The organism is Paraburkholderia kirstenboschensis (genome assembly GCF_032806925.1).
In the GTDB taxonomy this organism is placed as follows: Bacteria; Pseudomonadota; Gammaproteobacteria; order Burkholderiales; family Burkholderiaceae; genus Paraburkholderia; species Paraburkholderia kirstenboschensis.
Genome location: NZ_CP136513.1, coordinates 2,355,427 through 2,374,242, shown reverse-complemented (window position 1 = coordinate 2,374,242; position 18,816 = coordinate 2,355,427). Strand labels below are relative to the sequence as shown.

Genomic DNA, 18,816 nt, shown 5'->3' with positions numbered 1-18,816 from the left:
TTCGACGTAGACGTTCAGGCTGCGGCAAACAGTTGCTGCAATTCGCCCGATTCGTACATTTCCATCATGATGTCCGAGCCGCCGACGAATTCGCCCTTCACGTAAAGCTGCGGAATGGTCGGCCAGTTCGAGAATTGCTTGATGCCCTGACGGACTTCATCGTCTTCGAGCACGTTGACCGTCTTGAATTCGTTGACGTTGCATGCCTTCAGAATCTGGATCGCGCGGCCCGAAAAGCCGCACATCGGGAACTGGGCGCTGCCCTTCATGAAGAGCACGACGTTGTTTTCGTCGACGATTTGCTTGATGCGTTGTTGCGTATCCATGACTGACCTTGCGGTTCCGGTATGTGTAGGGAATAGGCTGAAATGATAGCGGATTTCGCTTGCGCCAGCCGACGGCCAGTTTGTCCATTCGCTCGTCGCGGCTATTGCAACGGCTCTGGCGGGTGAGGCCAGGCTTGGTCAGTCAGCGAGCCGCCCGCCGCTGATCCGCTCGATGCCTGCAAGATCGCGCTCCGATTGGACCTGCGTGAAACCTTGCGCGACCAGAAGCGCGCGCACAGCTTCAGCCTGATCGTAGCCGTGCTCCATCCACAGTACGCCGTTCGCGGCGAGACGACGAGGCGCGCCAGCGACGATCGCACGGATCGCGCCGAGGCCGTCGGCTTCGTCGGTGAGCGCGCCGCGCGGTTCATAGCGCAGATCGCCCTGCGACAGATGCGGGTCGCCGCTCGCGATATACGGCGGATTGCTGACTATCACGTCAAACCGAAGTGACGCGTCGAGCGAGTCGTACCAGTCGCTTTGTGCGAACGTCACGGCGCCGCCTGGCCGTTTCCGATCGAGCAGGCGAGCGGCGTTGCGCGCGGCGACGGCGAGTGCCTCCGCCGAACGGTCGAGCGCGCTGACTTGTGCGTCGGGACGCATCGACGCGATCGCCACCGCAATCGCGCCCGTGCCGGTGCCGAGATCGAGCACGCGCGGGCGTGCGAGGTTTTCCATCGCGATGAGTGCCGTTTCGACCAGCAATTCGGTTTCGGGACGGGGAATCAGCACATGCGGCGTGACCTCTAATTCAAGCCCGAAAAATTCGCGGATGCCGACTAGCTGCGCCACCGGCTCGCCCGCTACGCGACGCGCTTGCAATGCGAGATAGCACTGAACAGATGCGCTATCAAGCGCTTCGTCGGCGCGCGTGATCAATTGCGTTTGCCGCCAGCCGAGCACATGCGTGAGCAGAACCCTCGCTTCCAGCGGCGGAAGCGGCGAGGCGCGCAACAGCGCGGCGGGCGTGGCCGCACTGTCGCGATCGGCTGGCGCTTTCGACGTCATGGGTGCTTAGTCCGCGTCGCCGAGCGAGGCGAGCAGCTCGGCCTGATGCTCGCTGACGAGTGCACCGATCAGTTCGTCGAGGTCACCGTCCATGATCGCGTCGAGGCGATACAGCGTCAGATTGATCCGGTGGTCTGTCAGACGTCCTTGCGGGAAGTTGTAGGTGCGAATCCGCTCGGAGCGATCGCCGGAGCCGATCAGACTCTTCCGCGTGGCGGCTTCTTTTGCCTGCTGCTCGTGCGACTGCTTGTCCTTGATGCGGGCCGCCAGCACTTTCAGTGCGCGGTCTTTGTTCTTGTGCTGTGAACGGTCGTCCTGACATTCGACGACGATTCCCGTCGGCAAATGCGTAACGCGCACGGCCGAATCCGTCTTGTTGATGTGCTGACCGCCGGCGCCGGACGCGCGGAACGTGTCGATGCGCAGATCCGCCGGATTGATTTCGACCTCGCCGATTTCGTCCGCCTCGGGCATCACGGCCACCGTACACGCGGACGTGTGAATGCGGCCCTGCGTTTCCGTTGCCGGCACGCGCTGCACGCGGTGGCCGCCGGACTCGAACTTGAGCTTCGAATAGGCGGCTTCGCCAGCGATTCGCACGATCACTTCTTTATAACCGCCCAAGTCCGATTCGCTTGCCGACATCATCTCGACCTGCCAGCGATTACGCTCGGCATAACGCAGATACATACGCAAAAGATCGCCGGCGAAAAGCGCGGACTCGTCGCCGCCCGTCCCCGCGCGAATTTCGAGGAAGATGTTGCGGTCGTCGTTCGGGTCTTTCGGCAGCAGCATTTTCTGCAATTCGCCGCCGAGTTGTTCCATCCGCTCGCGGGCCGCGCGAATTTCCTCTTCCGCGAACTCGCGCATGGAAGCATCCGACAGCAGTTCCTGCGCGGTGGCAGCGTCGTGCATGGCCTGGCGCCAGAGCGCGTATTGCTCGACGACAGGCCCGAGCTCGGCGTGTTCGCGCGTGAGCTTGCGATACTGGTCGAGGTTCGCTGTGATGTCCTCTCGGCTCAACAGGTCGTTAAGTTCGGCCAGCCGGGTAGTCAGCTGGTCGAGCTTGCGTTGCATGCTCGTTTTCATCAGGCGGGTATCGGAGCGGGCTCCGGCAGGGACGACAACTAGGAAGTGGGCGGATGCCCGGGGCAGAAGCACGTCGCGGGCCACTTGCGAGCGGCGCGGACAGGCGGCGTGCGCGCCGCTAACGCTCGGTGGAACCGGAGTGTTTGTAGAATCCGCTCATCAATTCGATGAGCGTGTCGCGGTTTTCGCCGCTCGCGCGGTTCAGCGCGTGGGTCGGACCGTGGATCAGCTTGTTGGTGAGCGCTTGCGACAGCGCCTCCAGCACCGCGGCGGGATCGTCACCACGCGCGAGCATTTTCTGCGCGCGTTCGACTTCGGCGCGGCGCAGCACGTCGGCTTGCGTATGCATATGACGGATCACCGGCACGATGCTGCGCGCCTCGAGCCACTGCATGAAATTCTGCACGCGCGTTTCGATGATCGCTTCGGCCTGCGCAACCGCGGCCTGCCGCGACGCATTGCCTTCGCGGACAATTGCACCGAGGTCGTCGACGGTATACAGGAACACGTCTTCCAGCTTGCCGACTTCCGGTTCGATGTCGCGCGGAACCGCCAGATCGACCATGAAAATGGGCCGATGGCGGCGAGCTTTCACCGCGCGCTCGACTGCGCCGAGACCGATGATCGGCAACGTGGAAGCCGTGCACGACACGATGATGTCGAACTCGTGCATGCGAGTCGGCAGGTCGGACAACGGAATGGCGCGGCCGTTGAAGCGCTCGGCGAGCCGCGTGCCGCGCTCAGCCGTGCGGTTGGCGACCACGAGTTCGCGCGGTTGCTGCGCGGCAAAGTGCGTGGCACACAACTCGATCATTTCGCCGGCGCCGATAAACAGCACGCGCTGGTTCGACACCTTGTCGAAGATGCGCTGCGCCAGCCGGACCGCGGCCGCGGCCATGGAAACGGACTGCGCGCCGATTTCGGTCGTGCTGCGCACTTCCTTCGCCACGGCGAACGTGCGCTGAAACAACTGGTTCAGATAGGTGCCGAGCGCTCCGGCTTCAGATGCCGTGCGAACGGCGTCCTTCATTTGTCCGACGATTTGCGTCTCACCCAGCACCATTGAATCCAGGCCCGAAGCGACCCGAAACGCGTGGCGCACGGCTTCGGATTGCGGCAGCGCGTAGACGTGCGGCGCAAGTTCCTCGATGGGCAGGTTGTGGTAACGGGACAGCCACTGGATCGCGGCTTCGCGCACGGCCTGATCGTCGGTCGCGCAATAGAGTTCGGTGCGATTGCAGGTGGACAGAATTGCCGCTTCAGGCGCAGTGCGGGCTGTGGCTCCGTGCCAGACGCTTTTGAAAGTGTCCAATGCAGGCTTGATCTGTTCGAGCGGAAACGCCACGCGTTCGCGCAAGGCGACAGGCGCAGTGTGGTGATTGATTCCGATCGTTAGGAGCTGCATTCTGGGGAGCTATGGTTTAGCTCGATATTATAGCGTTTTCACGATTCTTACATTGTGACGCGCGGTCAGCCGGACGCGACAACCGCTTCCGGCGGGAATGCGTCCAGTTGATAACCGTAGCCGTAGAGCGGCGTCAGCGAATAGCCGAGTTCCGGGCGCAGTTCCAGCTTCGACCGCACGCGCGACGCATGCGTGTCTACGGTGCGCGACTTTACGTCGCGGCGGCGCGCCCACACGGTTTCGAGGATGTGCGCGCGCGACACGGGCCGCGACAGGTTGGAGAACAGCAGCAGCGCGAAGCGGAATTCCTTCGGCGTCAGCGTGACCGTGCGGTGACGGAACGTCACGACGAAGTTCGCGGTATCGAACTCATAGCCGCGAATCACGTCGTGCCGGCGATTGGGCGGCCGGCGCAGTCCCGCGCGCCGCAGCAGCGCGTCTACTCGCGCGAGCGTCTCGGGCCCACGGACCGGTTTGGTCACGCAGTCGTCGGCGCCCGCGTGGAGCACGGCGACGATCTGGCTTTCGCGCGGCTCCGTCATCAACACGATAACCGGCAGGCTCGGCAGGATCGCGCGGGCGTGCGCGATTACGTCTTCGGCGGAATGATCGCCGGCCCAGTTTTCGGTGATCAGCAGATCGAAGAACTGATCTGCGGCCTGTTCGAGGAAGGGGGCGCTGGTAGTGAAGTGCTGACAGACGTGGCCGCCGGCGAAAACAAGCCGTGTGACCAGTTTGGCATGACTCGTGTCCGGCTCGATAAGGGCAATTCGCATGGGCGCGTTGAGCTCGACGACGGCCAGGAACCAGGCTTTTCCGTAAGGCCTACAGCTTGCCTAACGTCACCCCGACCCCTAAACTCAACCGCTGTGCGGAAAGCGCCGTGCTGATTTTTTCAAGAAAGAGACAAAAATGCTAGCTGTCGTCGAGCCTCGCGCCCATGAGACAAATCCGAAACTGCGCGAGACCGGCCGCTAATGGGCTGGCCCGGAATCGTAGTGCTGGGAGCAGCAATCGGTTTCGCGGGGTGGTGGTTGCATCCGCTGCGCCGCTTGAACCGCTCGAGCCGCGCCCGCTTGTGGGTGGCGGTACTTGCCGGGATAGTGGGCGCGAGCGTCGCGCGCATGGCCGGCAATGTGATTGGCCTTTTCCATGATGGTGAGACGCTCGAATGGCCTGTTTGCACGGCCGTCGCCATGATCGCCGTCGCCGTGACGGTCGGATTGCTTTCCCGTCGATGAATATTTGCAGGTGACTTCCATGAATGCCCGACTTCCCCATACCTCTCCCATCCCCGAACGGCTCGCCACCTTGCGCAGCGCGATGGCGCGCGAAGGCGTCGCTGCTTACCTGGTGCCGTCGGCGGATCCGCATTTGTCCGAATATCTGCCTGGGCGTTGGCAGGGGCGGGAATGGCTTTCCGGGTTCACCGGCTCGGCGGGCACGCTCGTCGTCACTGCAGACTTCGCCGGCGTCTGGACGGACAGCCGCTATTGGGAGCAGGCCAACGCGCAACTGGCCGGCACCGGCGTTCAGCTCATGAAAATGACGGGCGGTCAGCAAACCGCGCCGCATTTCGAATGGCTCGCGCAGAACGTTGCGCCCGGCGGCGCGGTCGGTGTGGACGGCGCCGTGCTAGGCGTGGCGGCGGCGCGGGCCCTGACCCAGGCGCTCACGGCGCGCGGCGTGAAGCTGCGCACCGACGTCGATCTGTTCGACGCGATCTGGCCGCAGCGTCCGTCGCTGCCGGCTGCAGCCGTGTTCGAGCACGCGGCGCCGCATGCAAGCGTCGCGCGTTCGGAAAAGCTTGCGCAGGTCCGCCGGGCGATGGCGGGGATGGGCGCGCAATGGCACTTCATTTCCACGCTCGACGACCTCGCGTGGCTGCTGAATCTGCGGGGCGCCGACGTCAGCTATAACCCGGTCTTCGTGGCGCACGCGCTGATTGGCGAAAACCGAGCGTCGCTTTTCATTGCCGACGGCAAGGTGCCGCAGGCGCTCGCCGAGGCACTTGCACGCGACGGCGTCAGCGTCGAGCCGTATGCGAAAGCCGCCGAGGCTCTCGCTGCGCTGCCCGGCGGCAGCACGCTGCTAATCGACCCGCGCCGTATTACATATGGCTCGCTGCAATCGGTGCCGTCGACGGTAAAAGTAGTCGAGGCAGTCAACCCGTCCACGTTCTTCAAGTCGCGCAAGACCGAGGCAGAGGCCAGGCACGTACGCGAGACCATGGAGCTGGACGGCGCCGCGCTCGCGGAATTCTTCGCGTGGTTCGAAGGCGCACTGGGCCGTGAGACGATCACCGAGCTCACTATCGACGAACGTCTGACCGCGGCGCGCGCGCGTCGTCCCGGTTTCGTGTCGCTTAGCTTTGCGACCATTGCCGGCTTCAACGCGAACGGTGCGATGCCGCACTATCGCGCCACCAACGAATCACATGCGGTGATCGAAGGCAACGGCCTGTTGCTGATCGACTCCGGCGCGCAGTATCTGAGCGGCACGACCGACATCACGCGCGTCGTGCCGATCGGCACCGTCAGCGACGAACAGCGGCGCGATTTCACGATCGTGCTCAAAGGCACCATGGCGTTGTCGCGCGCCAGGTTTCCGCGCGGCATCCGTTCGCCGATGCTCGACGCGATCGCTCGCGCGCCGATCTGGGAAGCAGGCGCCGATTACGGTCACGGCACCGGTCATGGCGTCGGCTATTTCCTGAACGTGCACGAAGGCCCGCAAGTGATCTCGCACTACGCGCCTGCCGAATCGTGGACGGCGATGGAAGAAGGCATGATCACTTCGGTCGAACCGGGCATCTATCGGCCGGGCAAGTGGGGTGTGCGCATCGAGAACCTGGTGCTGAACGTGCCCGCCGGCCAGACGGAATTCGGCGACTTCCTCAAGTTCGAGACGCTGACGCTTTGCCCGATCGACACGCGTTGTCTCGACCTGTCGCTGCTGCGCGACGACGAGCGCGCGTGGCTGAACGACTATCACGAGACGGTGCGCGCGCGTCTGTCGCCGCATGTTTCCGGTGACGCGAAGGCATGGCTCGAGCTGCGCACGCAGCCGGTGTGAGCGCCGCAACCGCAACCGCAACCGCATAGCTACGGAGAGCGCATGGCCATCAAGGCAGTCGTGTTCGATTTCGGCGGCGTGCTGATCGACTGGAGTCCCGAATATCTTTACCGGCAACTGATTCCGGACGAAGCCGAGCGACGCTGGTTCCTGACACACGTCTGCTCGATGGATTGGGTGATTCGTCAGGACGGCGGCCAGCCGATCGTCGAGGCGACGGAAGAACTCGTCGCCCGGTTTCCCGATCATGAAGCGCTGATCCGCGCGTTCTATGAGCGCTGGCACGAGATGGTGGCCGGCGTGCTGGAAGACGGCGTGGCGATCATGGAAAAGCTCGAAGCCGCGGAGGTCCCGCTTTTCGGTCTGACGAACTGGTCGGCTGAGACCTTTCCGTATGCGTGGGAGCACTACCCGGTGCTGCGGCGCTTTCGAGACATTGTCGTCTCCGGTCGCGTGGGGCTGGTGAAACCCGATCCGGCGATTTTTACGGCAATGCGCGAGCGGATTGACGCGCAACTGCCCGGCGTCGAGCCGGGCGAATTAGTGTTTATCGACGACAACCCGAAGAACGCCGCAGCCGCCACCGCACTCGGCTGGCATGGCGTGCATCACACTAACGCCCCACAAACAGAAGCGAAACTGCGCGAACTGGGTTTGCCGGTCTGACGAGGCAGGTGCCGCTGGCGCAAGGCAGTACGCGATTTGCGTTAGCGGTTTTTTGCCGCCGCGAGTCGCGCGGGCGTCGGCCTCAGTCTCAGCTTCGGCCCTCACCAGTAACGCGCTTCTTGTTGCGCGAAGTCTACTGCCCGAGCAAATTCTTCAAAGCATTACCCAATCCCTTCACGGTTTCTCCCGCGCCTTTCGCCACGCCTTCCACACTGACGCCCAGCGCTTTCGCGAAGCCTGCGGCGATGCGAGTCGTCAAGCCTTCCTGCACTGAGAATTTCGGATCGCGTAAGTTACCGTCCAGCACGAAGTGCAGCGTGATGTCGCCGTTGCGGGCCTTGAGTGCGGCGACGGCGGCTTTCGTCGGAATCGACATGAACGTGTCGAGCGGACTGCCGGTGTCCGCGAGTTGCAGCTGGTGTACCGTGATCGTGCCCGGCGCATGCAACTGATAGTTGCGCACCGACGACTCGATGCTCAGGTCCACTGTGCCGCCCGTCACCCGCGCCTCTGCCCCGGCTTTCTTCACGAGATAAGGATCGAGCATCACGACGTCGACGCCGCGCAGTGTGCTTGTCGTTTGCGAGTCCTTGCTGGCGATCTTGATCCATCCGCCGAATGTGACCGTGCCCGTGTGCGACGGCCCTTTGATCGAGCCGCGGACACTGACGTTGGTCGGCTCGGTGAGGGCCGGCAGATGAACGTTGTCGACCGTCGCATTTGCGTTGCTCACCGTCACCTTGTAGGCGGGCGGACCGACGGTCATGTCGTAGAAATGGAAGCGGCCCTGCTCCAGGCTGATGTGATCGACCTGTTTTTCGCGCGGCGTGGAGTGCGCGGCGGCACCGCTCGCCTCGTCGTTGGCGCTGTTGACCGACTGTCGCAAATTCGGCAGCAGACGGATCGTGCCGGTTTGAGTGCGCAGCACCGCCACATCGAAACCGCGCACGACGACACTGCGAACATGCATGCGCCGCGCAAGCAGGTCGCGGATGTCCGGCGTGAGAATGATTTCGTCGGCTCTCAATGGATCGCCGGCCGGCCAGCCCGGCGGCGCCTTCAACAGTACGTTGGTGAGATGGACCGAGGTCAGGCCGACGTCGATGCTTTGCGCGCTGCCCAGTGGACCGAGCGCCGCCATCACGCGCTCTTTCACTTCACGCTGCGCGTATTGCAGCGCGCCGAGCGCAATGACGACGAGCACGACGAGCACGCTGCCCACGGCAACGATCCAGCGTTGGCCCTTCGACATTGCCATGCTTGCCTCCTCGTCGCCGTGTGCGCGGCGTGGCTGTGACGGATGCGCGCGTCGTGACGCGTTGCGCGAAACGACACTTAGCACGCCACGGGAAGCAATGGCTGTGCCCCGTCGCCAGGCCGCCGACGTGTCGCGTTTGTGGCCGCTATAGGGTCGAAATTGCTGCCAAGCGAATCGGAGTACTGCCGACGCGGGCCGCCTGAAGCAACCCACCCGTCTCCCGACGAGCAGGCCGCAGCTACTTTTTACGCGGCGAGTCCTAGCGCGTAATCGGCTTGTAACGCAGACGCTTCGGACGCGCGGCTTCTTCGCCAAGGCGCGCACGCTTGTCCGCTTCGTATTCCTGGTAATTGCCGTCGAAGAACGTGACTTGCGAATCGCCTTCGAACGCGAGAATGTGCGTGGCGATGCGGTCGAGGAACCAGCGATCGTGCGAGATCACCATCACTGAGCCGGCGAATTCCAGCAATGCGTCTTCGAGCGCGCGCAGCGTTTCCACGTCGAGGTCGTTCGACGGTTCGTCAAGCAGAAGCACGTTACCGCCCGCGATCAGCGTCTTCGCGAGATGCAAACGGCCGCGCTCGCCGCCCGACAGATTGCCGACGATCTTTTGCTGATCCCCGCCCTTGAAGTTGAAGCGGCCGATGTACGCACGCGACGGCGTTTCATACTTGCCGACCGTCAGCACATCCGCACCGCCGGAGATTTCTTCGAACACTGTCTTCGAAGGGTCCAGCGCGTCGCGGCTTTGATCGACGTAAGCGAGATTCACGGTCGGGCCCTTCACGATCTCGCCCGAATCGGGTTCTTCGCGGCCGGTCAGCATGCGGAACAGCGTGGACTTACCCGCGCCGTTCGGACCGATGATGCCCACGATCGCGCCCGCCGGAATCTTGAAGCTGACGTTATCGAGCAGCAAACGGTCGCCATACGACTTGGTGACGTTCTTGAATTCGATCACTTCATTGCCGAGGCGGTCGCCGACCGGAATGAAGATCTCCTGCGTTTCGTTACGCTTCTGGTAGTCCTGGCTGTTCAGTTCCTCGAAGCGAGCGATACGCGCCTTCGACTTCGCCTGACGGCCCTTCGGATTCTGGCGCACCCACTCCAGTTCCTTCTTGATCGCTTTCTGACGCGCCGATTCCGACGACTCTTCCTGCTTCAGGCGTTCTTCTTTCTGATCGAGCCAGCTGCTGTAGTTGCCCTTCCACGGAATGCCGTGGCCGCGGTCGAGTTCGAGAATCCACTCGGCCGCGTTGTCCAGGAAGTAGCGATCGTGTGTGACCGCGACGACGGTGCCGGGAAAGCGCGTGAGGAACTGTTCGAGCCAGTCGACCGATTCGGCGTCGAGGTGGTTGGTCGGCTCGTCCAGCAGCAGCATGTCCGGCTTTTCGAGCAGCAGCTTGCACAGTGCGACGCGGCGCTTTTCACCGCCCGACAGATGTTCGATCTTCGCGTCCCACGCCGGCAGGCGCAGCGCGTCGGCGGCGATTTCGATCTGCTGTTCGGCGCTGCCGCCGTCGGTTGTCGCGAGAATCGCTTCGTACTTTGCCTGCTCGGCGGCGAGCGCGTCGAAGTCGGCGTCGGGCTCCGCGTAGGCCGCGTAGATTTCGTCGAGTTTCTTCTGCGCGTTGAACACGTCGCCCAGACCTTCCTCAACGGTTTCGCGCACCGTCTTGTTCGGGTCGAGCTGAGGTTCCTGCGGCAGATAGCCGATGTTCAGGTTCGGCATTGGCGTGGCTTCGCCTTCGATGTCCTTGTCCACACCGGCCATGATGCGGATCAGCGTCGACTTGCCCGAGCCGTTCAGGCCGAGCAGGCCGATCTTCGCGCCGGGAAAAAAGGACAGCGAGATGTCTTTCAGGATTTGACGCTTGGGCGGCACGATCTTGCCGACCCGATTCATGGTGAAGACGTATTGGGCCATTTGCTTGCGAGACGTTGGCGACGCCGGCCGCGAGGGGGCGGGCAGTCGTGGGTGGATAGGTAACCGGTGCCACGGCGGTGTTACGGCGATGTCATGACCGGGCGGAGTGCCCGCCGCCGGCCGGCGCGGTGTCGAGCGCGGTGTCCAGCGCGGTGTCCTGCTCACCGACGCCGCGCGCGGGCCGTGTGCAGATGGCATTGTACTTCGGCATGAGCGCGCGGCGGCAGCGGGGCTCGCGCGGTGGCGAATTCCTGCGGGGCTCCGCGCGATTCACAGCCAGCTGGCTACGCCGCCGTGTCTAGAGCACGTGCCGCTGTGATGCCGGCTGAAACTGTAGCTGCCGTCGCGGCAGCGCGCCGTCGCGCCTTCAGGCGCCTTGCCCGACAGCGACCGCGCAGGCGCATGGACCGTGTTGCCGTCGCGATTGGTGTAGGTGTTGTGATTGCTGAGATCGGCTTCGTTGGGCGTCGTACCCGGCGCCACATAAGCAAAAGCCGGCGGCATGCCGACCAACAGCGCGGCCAGAACAGCGACGCTGCCGCGAGCGGTTTTCAAGCCAATGCGTTGCATGATTTTTATGGATTGTTGTTGTGGCCGCGCGTGTCAGTTGACCCGCCGCCCGCTGGCCGGATCGAAGAAATGCAGATGCGGGGCGGGCAGCGCGACCTGCAGCGCTTCGCCGGCGGCCGGCCGGTGCGCGTGCGGCAATCGCACCGTCACGTCGTGCTTGCCCCAGCGTCCGTGCGCGAGATTGTCCGCGCCGAGCAACTCGCATGAATCGACGGTGAGCGTTGCATGCGGCGCATCGGCCTGACCCGGGCTCATGTGCTCGGGTCGAATGCCGAGCGTCCACTCGCGTCCGTTGGCGACTTCGCGGCCAATCGACGCGGCGCCGGCGAGCGGCAGTTGCGGACCGTTGCCCGCCACGTCGAAAGTGGAACCGTCGTCGGACACGCGGCCTTCCAGCAGATTCATGCCGGGCGAACCGATGAAGCCGGCGACGAACACCGTTGCGGGCCGCTCGTAGACTTCGGTTGGGGCGCCGATCTGCTCCGCGTGACCCTTGTTCATCACGATCACACGTTGCGCCAGCGTCATTGCTTCGATCTGATCGTGCGTCACGTACAGGCTTGTGGTCGCGAGCCGCGCGTGCAGACGCTGGATTTCGAGCCGCATTTGCACGCGCAGACGCGCATCGAGATTGGATAGCGGTTCGTCGAACAGAAACACGGCGGGTTCGCGCACGATCGCGCGGCCCATAGCCACACGCTGACGCTGTCCGCCCGACAGCTCGCGCGGCTTGCGTTGCAGCAGCGGTTCGAGTTCGAGAATCTGCGCGGCGGCGTTCACGCGCTGCGCGATCTGCGCCCGGTCGACGCCCGCGATCTTCAACGCGTAGCCCATGTTCTCCGCCACGCTCATGTGCGGATAGAGCGCGTAGTTCTGAAACACCATCGCGATGTTGCGGTCTTTCGGCTCCAGCTCGTTGACGACTTTGCCGGCGATCGAGATGCTTCCTTCGGAAATGCGCTCGAGCCCCGCAACCATCCGCAGCAATGTGGATTTGCCGCAACCCGATGGCCCGACCATCACGACGAACTCGCCGTCGTTCACGTCGACGTCGATGCCGTGCAACACGAACTGTTTGCCGTCGTAGGTTTTTTTAACGCCTTGCAGTGTCAGTGCAGCCATGCGGTTTTAGCCCTTCGTTTGCGTGTCGTTTATCTGTTGCCTGTTCGGCGCAAGTGCGTTGATGCGTTGATGCGTTGATGCGCCCGGCGCGCGCGGTCATTTTTCCGCATCCACGAGTCCGCGCACGAACCAGCGTTGCATGGTCAGCACGACCGCGAGCGGCGGCAGCATGGCGAGCAGCGTCGCCGTCATCACCAGATGCCATTCCGTTGCGGTGTCGCCGGACGCGATCATGCTCTTGATGCCGACCACGGCGGTCGTCAGCGACTGCTGGCTCGTAATCAGAATCGGCCACAAATATTGATTCCAGCCATAAATAAACGTGATCACGAAAAGCGCCGCCATGTTGGTCTTGGACAGCGGCAGCACGACGTCCCAGAAGAAGCGCATGGCGCCCGCGCCGTCGATGCGCGCGGCTTCCATCAACTCATCGGGCAAGGTCATGAAGAACTGGCGGAATAAAAACGTGGCAGTGGCCGAGGCGATCAGCGGCAACGTCAAACCGCTATACGTATTGCTGAGGTGCATCGACGAGACGACTTGCACGGTCGGAAAAATGCGTACTTCGACCGGCAGCATCAACGTGATGAAGATCAGCCAGAACGACAGATTGCGAAACGGAAAGCGGAAAAACACGATCGCGAAAGCGGAGATCATCGACACGGCGATCTTGCCGATAGCAATGGCAAGCGCCATGACGAGGCTGTTGAACAGCATGCGGCCGAACGGCGCCGCCGCGTTCCCGCTGCCGTGCGCCCAGACCGTCGCGACGTTTCCGAAGAGATGCGAACTGGGCACGAGCGAGAGCGGCACGGTGAACACTTCGTGTTCGCTCATGGTCGCCGCGCAGAACGCGACGTACACCGGAAACACCACCAACGCGACGCCGAGTATCAGCACCGCGTGGCAGAAGAGGTCGAAACCGCGGCGGTTTTCAATCATGAGTATTGAACCCTGCGTTCGATAAAGCGGAATTGCACGACCGTCAACGCGACGACGATCACCATCAGGATCACCGACTGCGCGCCGGAACTGCCGATGTCGAGTCCCTGGAAGCCTTCCGCGAAAATCTTGTAGATGAGCGTGCGGGTCGATTGAGCGGGACCGCCGCCGGTCGCGGCGTCGATCACCGGGAACGTGTCGAAGAATGCGTAGGTGATGTTGATGACCAGCAGGAAGAAGCTGGTCGGCGACAACAGCGGCAGCGCGATGCCGAAGAAGCGCCGCACGGGACCGGCGCCGTCGATGGCCGCGGCTTCGATCAACGAGCGCGGAATCGCCTGCAAGCCTGCATAGAAGAAGAGGAAGTTATAGCTGACCTGCTTCCAGACCGATGCGAGCACGACGAGAGACATCGCCTGTCCCGCATTGAGCGCGTGATTCCAGACGATGCCGTACTTTGCGAGTGCAAATGTGACGAGGCCGATACTTGGGTTGAACAGAAACGACCACAACACGGCTGCGATTGCCGGCGCGACCGCATACGGCCAGATCAGCAGCGTCTGATAAGCCTTCGCGCCGCGCGTGACGCGGTCGGCGCAGACGGCCAGCAGCAGTGAGATGACGAGGCCGGACACGGTGACGAGCGCACAGAAAATCAGCGTCGTGTTGAACGATGACAGGTAGAGCGGATCGGCGAAAAGTTGCCGGAAGTTGGCGAGCCCGACAAATTCGCTCGACGTGCCGAACGCGTCCTGGCTTTGCGTGGATTGCCACAGCGCTTCGCCTGCGGGCCACAGGAAGAACAGCGCCGTGATCGCCAGTTGCGGCGCGACGAGCAGGTAGGGCAGCAGACTGGTGCCGAAGCGGGAGCGCTTTTCCATCGAAGATTCCCAAGGTGTGCTGCAAGCGGGTTTCGACGCGACTGCGCCGAAACCCTGCCGACTGGCTTTATGCTTTTTTTGCGCCGGGTCGCGGTTGTTCGCCCTTATTGCCGCATGGGCCGCATGGGCTGCGCTGGCCGCTACTGCGCTTAACTGCCGGCTTTTTCGAAGCGCCGCAGCAACTCGTCGCCACGCGAAACCGCTGAGTCGAGCGCCTGTTGCGGCGTTTTCTTCTCAGCCCACACCTGTTCGAGTTCTTCGTCGATGATCGTGCGGATCTGCGGCATGTTGCCCAGACGCAAGCCCTTCGTGTACGGCAGCGGCGGCTTGTTGAGCATCTGCTTGATGGCGGTGTCGCTGCCTGGGTTCTTCTCGTAGAAGCCTTGTTGCTGCGTCAACTGATAAGCGGCGGTCGTGACCGGCAGATAGCCCGTGTCCTGATGCCACTTTGCGGCGACCGGCGGCGACGACAGATACGACAGGAATTTCGCCACACCCTTGTAGACAGCCGGGTCTTTGCCCGCCAACACCCACAAGCTCGCACCGCCGATAATCGCGTTCTGCGGCGCGCCCTTCACGTTCGCGTCGTAAGGCATCATGCCGGTGCCGAAGTTGAACTTCGCGTACTTCTTGATCGTGGCAAGCGAGCCCGACGAGTTGGTGATGATCCCGCAATCGCCGCTGTAGAACTTCGAGACCGGTTCGTCCTTGCGGCCAACGTAGGTGAACGTGCCTTCCTTTTGCATGTTCTGCAGGAACTGGATGTGCTCGACCTGCAACGGCTTGTTGAATTCGAGTTGCGCGTCGGCGCCGTCAAAACCATTGTTCTTCGACGCAAACGGCGCGCCATGCCACGCGCTGTAATTCTCCAACTGGATCCAGCTTTGCCACCCCGACGAATAGCCGCACGCCATGCCAGAGGCTTTGAGCTTCTGCGCGTCGACCTGCAATTCGGCCCATGTCTTCGGCGGCTGGTTCGGATCGAGGCCGGCTTTCTTGAACGCATCCTTGTTGTAGTAGAGAACCGGCGTCGAGCTGTTGAACGGCATCGAGAGCAACTGGCCGCTTTTGGCGTCGCTGTAATAGCTGGCGATGGTCGGCACGAACGCTTTTCCGTCTAGCGGCACGCCGGCTTGCTTGAACACTTCCGATACGGGAATGACAGCCTTCTTCGCCTGCATCATGGTCGCGGTGCCGACTTCGTAGACTTGCAGCACGGCCGGCGCGTTGCCGCTGCGGTATGCGGCGATGCCGGCGGCAAGCGTCTGGTCGTAGGTGCCCTTGAACACCGGCACGATCTTGTAATCCGATTGCGACGCATTGAATGCGTTGGCGATGTCGTTCAGACGTTCGCCCAGTGCGGCTTCCATTGCGTGCCAGAACTGGATTTCCGTGGCGGCTTGGGCCGTCTGGCTGGTGCCCATGATGCCGGCGCTCAGCACGGCGGCAACGGAAAGCGAACGGAACAGCGGCTTCAAACTCATCGATTAGTCTCCTGTGTCGATGGGAGTTGGCGCTTTAGCGCCTACTCCCATCCCATGCAAAGCGGTCGATGGGAGTTGGCGCTTTAGCGCCTACTCCCATCCCATGCAAAGCGGTCGATGGGAGTTGGCGCTTCAACGCTTACTCCGATCCCGTGAAAGATGGTACGGAAGGGGCGCAATTGCGAATCGCGCGATTCTATTTGTGTTCGATGACAGTCCGGCGTCGCTTTCACTGTGGCGCCGGATGCCGCAATTTAACATCGCATGTCATGAAATTGAAACACTTGCGGATGAATCCGACACTCGACGGCTTGAGGTGAGCCCGAGGCGACAGCTGGACCCGCAAGCGAATGCAGGCGCGCTCTGGACGGACTGCAGAGCGTTGCCAGACACTTCCGCGGCCCGCAAAAAGCACAAAGCCCGCGCGAAGCGGGCTTTGTGACATGCATGTCAGGCGGGAGCCACGCGCGGCGGCAGGGCCAGCTATCGGCTGGCAGACGCTCGCGGGCGAGCGCCGGACTTTACACGTTGAACAGGAAATTCATCACGTCACCGTCGTGCACGACATATTCCTTGCCTTCGGCGCGCATTTTGCCGGCTTCTTTCGCGCCTTGTTCGCCCTTATAGGCGATGTAGTCGTTGAAAGAAATGGTCTGCGCGCGAATGAAGCCGCGCTCGAAGTCCGTGTGGATCGCGCCCGCAGCTTGCGGCGCCGTGTCGCCGACATGAATGGTCCATGCGCGCACTTCCTTCACGCCAGCCGTGAAGTAGGTTTGCAAGCCGAGCAGCTTGAAGCCGGCGCGAATCACGCGATTCAGGCCCGGCTCTTCCATGCCCATGTCGGCGAGGAACACTTCCATGTCCGCTTCTTCGAGGTCGGCGATTTCCGCTTCGATTGCCGCGCAGACGGCGACCACCGGCGCGTTTTCCGACGCCGCGAACTTCGCAACCGCGTCCAGATGCGGATTATTCGTGAAGCCGTCTTCCTTCACATTCGCGACGTACATGGTGGGCTTCGCCGTGATCAGGCAGAACGGCTTGAGCGTTGCCTTTTCTTCGTCCGACAGATCGAGCGCGCGGACCGGTTTGGCCTGATCCAGTTGAGCACGCACCTTTTCCAGCACGGCGGCGTTCTTGATGGCTTCCTTGTCGTTGCCCGACTTGGCGGCCTTCGAATAACGCGCGAGCGCCTTTTCGACCGTTGCGAGGTCGGCGAGCGCCAGTTCGGTGTTGATGACTTCGATATCCGACAGCGGATCGATCTTGTTGGCGACGTGAATCACGTTCTCGTCTTCGAAGCAGCGGACAACGTGCGTGATCGCATCGGTTTCGCGGATGTTCGCGAGAAACTGGTTGCCGAGGCCTTCGCCCTTGCTCGCGCCCGCCACCAGACCGGCGATGTCCACGAATTCGACGACCGCAGGCAGAATGCGCTCGGGCTTGACGATTTCGGCGAGCGCCTTCAGGCGCGCGTCCGGCACTTCGACGATGCCGACGTTCGGCTCGATCGTGCAGAACGGATAGTTCTCGGCAGCGATGCCCGCCTTGGTCAGCGCGTTGAACAGAGTGGACTTGCCGACGTTAGGCAAGCCGACGATGCCGCATTTGAGGCTCATGGAAATCCTTCAGTGATTCAGTAAATTGCGTGATGCGCTCGACGCTGTGTGCAGGATTCGGGAAGCCTTCGCGTTTGGCGGCAAAGGGAAACGCAGCGGAGCGGGACGCGACACCAGAGCGGGCGTTGCCTCGACGATTCTGGGCGAGTTTGGTCACGGAAAACGTAATTGTAACCCGTTCCAATCGGCTTCTTGACGTGGCTTCAGAAAGCTGCGCGCCCGGTCCGTCCCCCGCAACCCCGCAGCTATAATGCGCGGATGAACGCACACCATCAGACTTTCGATGCCGCCGTGATCGGCGGTGGGCTGGTCGGCAAGACCGCGGCGCTTGCGCTCACGCAAGGCGGACTGCGCATTGCGCTGCTCGCGCAGCCCTGCGCGCCGCTGCCCGCCGGCGCTTCGTTCGACTCGCGGGTGTATGCGTTGTCGTCGAGTTCGCAGGCGTTGCTCGAGCGCTTGCGCGTCTGGCAGGCACTCGACCTGGCGCGGCTCGGTCCCGTCTACGACATGCGCGTCTTTGGCGACGCCCACGCCGAGCTGCATTTCTCCGCGTTTCAGGCTTCGGTGCCGCAACTGGCGTGGATCGTCGAGTCGTCGGTGATCGAGCGCGCGCTCGATGCGGCGCTGCGCTTCCAGCCGAACCTCACGTGGATCGACAGCCGCGCCCAGGCGCTCGATTTCACCGCCGACAGCGCGAGCGTCGGTCTCGCGAACGGCAGCGTGCTCGCGGCGGATCTGCTGGTCGGCGCGGACGGCGCGCATTCGTGGGTGCGCGCTCAGATCGGCTCGAAGATGAACCGGCGCGACTACCGGCAGACCGGCGTCGTCGCGAACTTCAAGGCCGAGAAACCGCACGGCGAGACTGCTTATCAATGGTTCAAGGACGGCGAGATCATCGCGCTGCTGCCTATGCCTGACGGTCATGTGTCGCTCGTGTGGTCGGCGCGCACGGAGCACGCCGAGCGACTGATCGCGCTCGATCCGGCCCAGCTCGCAGCAGGAGTGGAGCGCGTCACGGGCCGCCAGCTTGGCGGCCTCGACTGCGTGACGCCGGCACAAGGCTTTCCGCTCGCGCTGCAAACCGTGGACCGTCTGGTGGCGCCGCGCGTCGCGCTGGTCGGCGACGCCGCGCATCTGATCCACCCGCTCGCGGGGCAGGGCATGAACCTCGGTTTGCGCGACGTCGCCGCGCTTGCCGATACGGTCGCGGCCAAGGAGTCGTTCCGCGATCTCGGCGACATGGTGCTGCTGCGGCGCTACGAACGCGCGCGCCGCGAAGACATTCGTGCACTGATGATCGCCACCGACGGCCTGCAAAAACTGTTTTCCGTACCCGGTCCGTTGGCCAGGATCGTGCGCAATAGCGGCATGGCTTTCGTCGGCGCACAGCCGTTCATCAAGCGCTGGCTCGTGTCGGCCGCGCTCGGCTGAAAGGCGGACTGCAATC

The 18,816-nt window shown here is 62.9% G+C and carries 17 protein-coding genes; 4 read left to right on the top strand and 13 right to left on the bottom strand.

Going from position 1 to position 18,816, the window contains the following annotated elements; translation table 11 throughout:
* Positions 1-14 precede the first annotated feature (14 nt).
* The 5 genes from grxD to RW095_RS33235 form a co-directional block, all read right to left on the bottom strand.
* On the bottom strand, positions 15-326 hold the full coding sequence (gene grxD / locus RW095_RS33255) for a Grx4 family monothiol glutaredoxin (RefSeq protein ID WP_006052757.1): 312 nt from the start codon (positions 324-326) through the stop codon (positions 15-17).
* Between the two features lie 138 nt (positions 327-464).
* Complete coding sequence (prmC, locus tag RW095_RS33250) at positions 465-1,334, bottom strand: peptide chain release factor N(5)-glutamine methyltransferase (protein WP_317020136.1); 870 nt, start codon at positions 1,332-1,334, stop codon at positions 465-467.
* A gap of 6 nt (positions 1,335-1,340) precedes the next feature.
* Positions 1,341-2,423, bottom strand: coding sequence for a peptide chain release factor 1 (gene prfA, locus RW095_RS33245; RefSeq protein ID WP_128587803.1), 1,083 nt, complete (start codon positions 2,421-2,423; stop codon positions 1,341-1,343).
* 118 nt (positions 2,424-2,541) lie between these two features.
* Positions 2,542-3,828, bottom strand: a complete 1,287-nt coding sequence (hemA, locus tag RW095_RS33240; protein ID WP_317020135.1) for a glutamyl-tRNA reductase — start codon at positions 3,826-3,828, stop codon at positions 2,542-2,544.
* A gap of 65 nt (positions 3,829-3,893) precedes the next feature.
* Entirely contained in the window at positions 3,894-4,604 is a 711-nt protein-coding gene (locus RW095_RS33235; protein ID WP_317020134.1) for a response regulator transcription factor, read from the bottom strand.
* Positions 4,605-4,805: 201 nt separating this feature from the next.
* On the opposite strand from RW095_RS33235, the gene RW095_RS33230 reads away from it, so the two are divergent.
* The 3 genes from RW095_RS33230 to RW095_RS33220 are packed head-to-tail and all read left to right on the top strand — an operon-like array spanning position 4,806 to position 7,569.
* Complete coding sequence (locus RW095_RS33230) at positions 4,806-5,069, top strand: hypothetical protein (protein ID WP_128587795.1); 264 nt, start codon at positions 4,806-4,808, stop codon at positions 5,067-5,069.
* Positions 5,070-5,088: 19 nt separating this feature from the next.
* Positions 5,089-6,903, top strand: a complete 1,815-nt coding sequence (locus tag RW095_RS33225; RefSeq protein WP_317020133.1) for an aminopeptidase P family protein — start codon at positions 5,089-5,091, stop codon at positions 6,901-6,903.
* A 42-nt stretch (positions 6,904-6,945) separates the two neighbouring features.
* A complete protein-coding gene (locus tag RW095_RS33220; protein WP_317020132.1) occupies positions 6,946-7,569 on the top strand; it encodes an HAD family hydrolase in 624 nt (207 codons plus the stop codon).
* Positions 7,570-7,702: 133 nt separating this feature from the next.
* On the opposite strand, the gene RW095_RS33215 is transcribed toward RW095_RS33220, so the two are convergent.
* The 8 genes from RW095_RS33215 to ychF form a co-directional block, all read right to left on the bottom strand.
* A complete protein-coding gene (locus RW095_RS33215; protein WP_317020131.1) occupies positions 7,703-8,827 on the bottom strand; it encodes a DUF748 domain-containing protein in 1,125 nt (374 codons plus the stop codon).
* A gap of 259 nt (positions 8,828-9,086) precedes the next feature.
* Positions 9,087-10,754 (bottom strand): energy-dependent translational throttle protein EttA, encoded by a 1,668-nt coding sequence (ettA, locus tag RW095_RS33210; protein ID WP_128588293.1) that lies wholly within the window; start codon positions 10,752-10,754, stop codon positions 9,087-9,089.
* 270 nt (positions 10,755-11,024) lie between these two features.
* On the bottom strand, positions 11,025-11,324 hold the full coding sequence (locus RW095_RS33205; protein ID WP_317020130.1) for a DUF3761 domain-containing protein: 300 nt from the start codon (positions 11,322-11,324) through the stop codon (positions 11,025-11,027).
* A gap of 33 nt (positions 11,325-11,357) precedes the next feature.
* Positions 11,358-12,446 carry a sn-glycerol-3-phosphate import ATP-binding protein UgpC gene (locus RW095_RS33200; RefSeq protein WP_317020129.1) on the bottom strand — a complete coding sequence of 363 codons (1,089 nt, stop codon included), beginning with the start codon at positions 12,444-12,446 and terminating at the stop codon, positions 11,358-11,360.
* Positions 12,447-12,542: 96 nt separating this feature from the next.
* Complete coding sequence (ugpE, locus tag RW095_RS33195) at positions 12,543-13,388, bottom strand: sn-glycerol-3-phosphate ABC transporter permease UgpE (protein WP_317020128.1); 846 nt, start codon at positions 13,386-13,388, stop codon at positions 12,543-12,545.
* On the bottom strand, positions 13,385-14,269 hold the full coding sequence (ugpA, locus tag RW095_RS33190; RefSeq protein WP_317020127.1) for a sn-glycerol-3-phosphate ABC transporter permease UgpA: 885 nt from the start codon (positions 14,267-14,269) through the stop codon (positions 13,385-13,387). The genes ugpE and ugpA overlap by 4 nt, the downstream gene beginning before the upstream one ends.
* 149 nt (positions 14,270-14,418) lie before the next feature.
* Positions 14,419-15,753 (bottom strand): sn-glycerol-3-phosphate ABC transporter substrate-binding protein UgpB, encoded by a 1,335-nt coding sequence (ugpB, locus tag RW095_RS33185; RefSeq protein WP_128588298.1) that lies wholly within the window; start codon positions 15,751-15,753, stop codon positions 14,419-14,421.
* Between the two features lie 521 nt (positions 15,754-16,274).
* Positions 16,275-17,369 carry a redox-regulated ATPase YchF gene (gene ychF, locus RW095_RS33180; protein ID WP_128595887.1) on the bottom strand — a complete coding sequence of 365 codons (1,095 nt, stop codon included), beginning with the start codon at positions 17,367-17,369 and terminating at the stop codon, positions 16,275-16,277.
* A gap of 258 nt (positions 17,370-17,627) precedes the next feature.
* On the opposite strand from ychF, the gene RW095_RS33175 reads away from it, so the two are divergent.
* Entirely contained in the window at positions 17,628-18,800 is a 1,173-nt protein-coding gene (locus tag RW095_RS33175) for a UbiH/UbiF family hydroxylase (RefSeq protein WP_317020126.1), read from the top strand.
* Positions 18,801-18,816 lie beyond the last annotated feature (16 nt).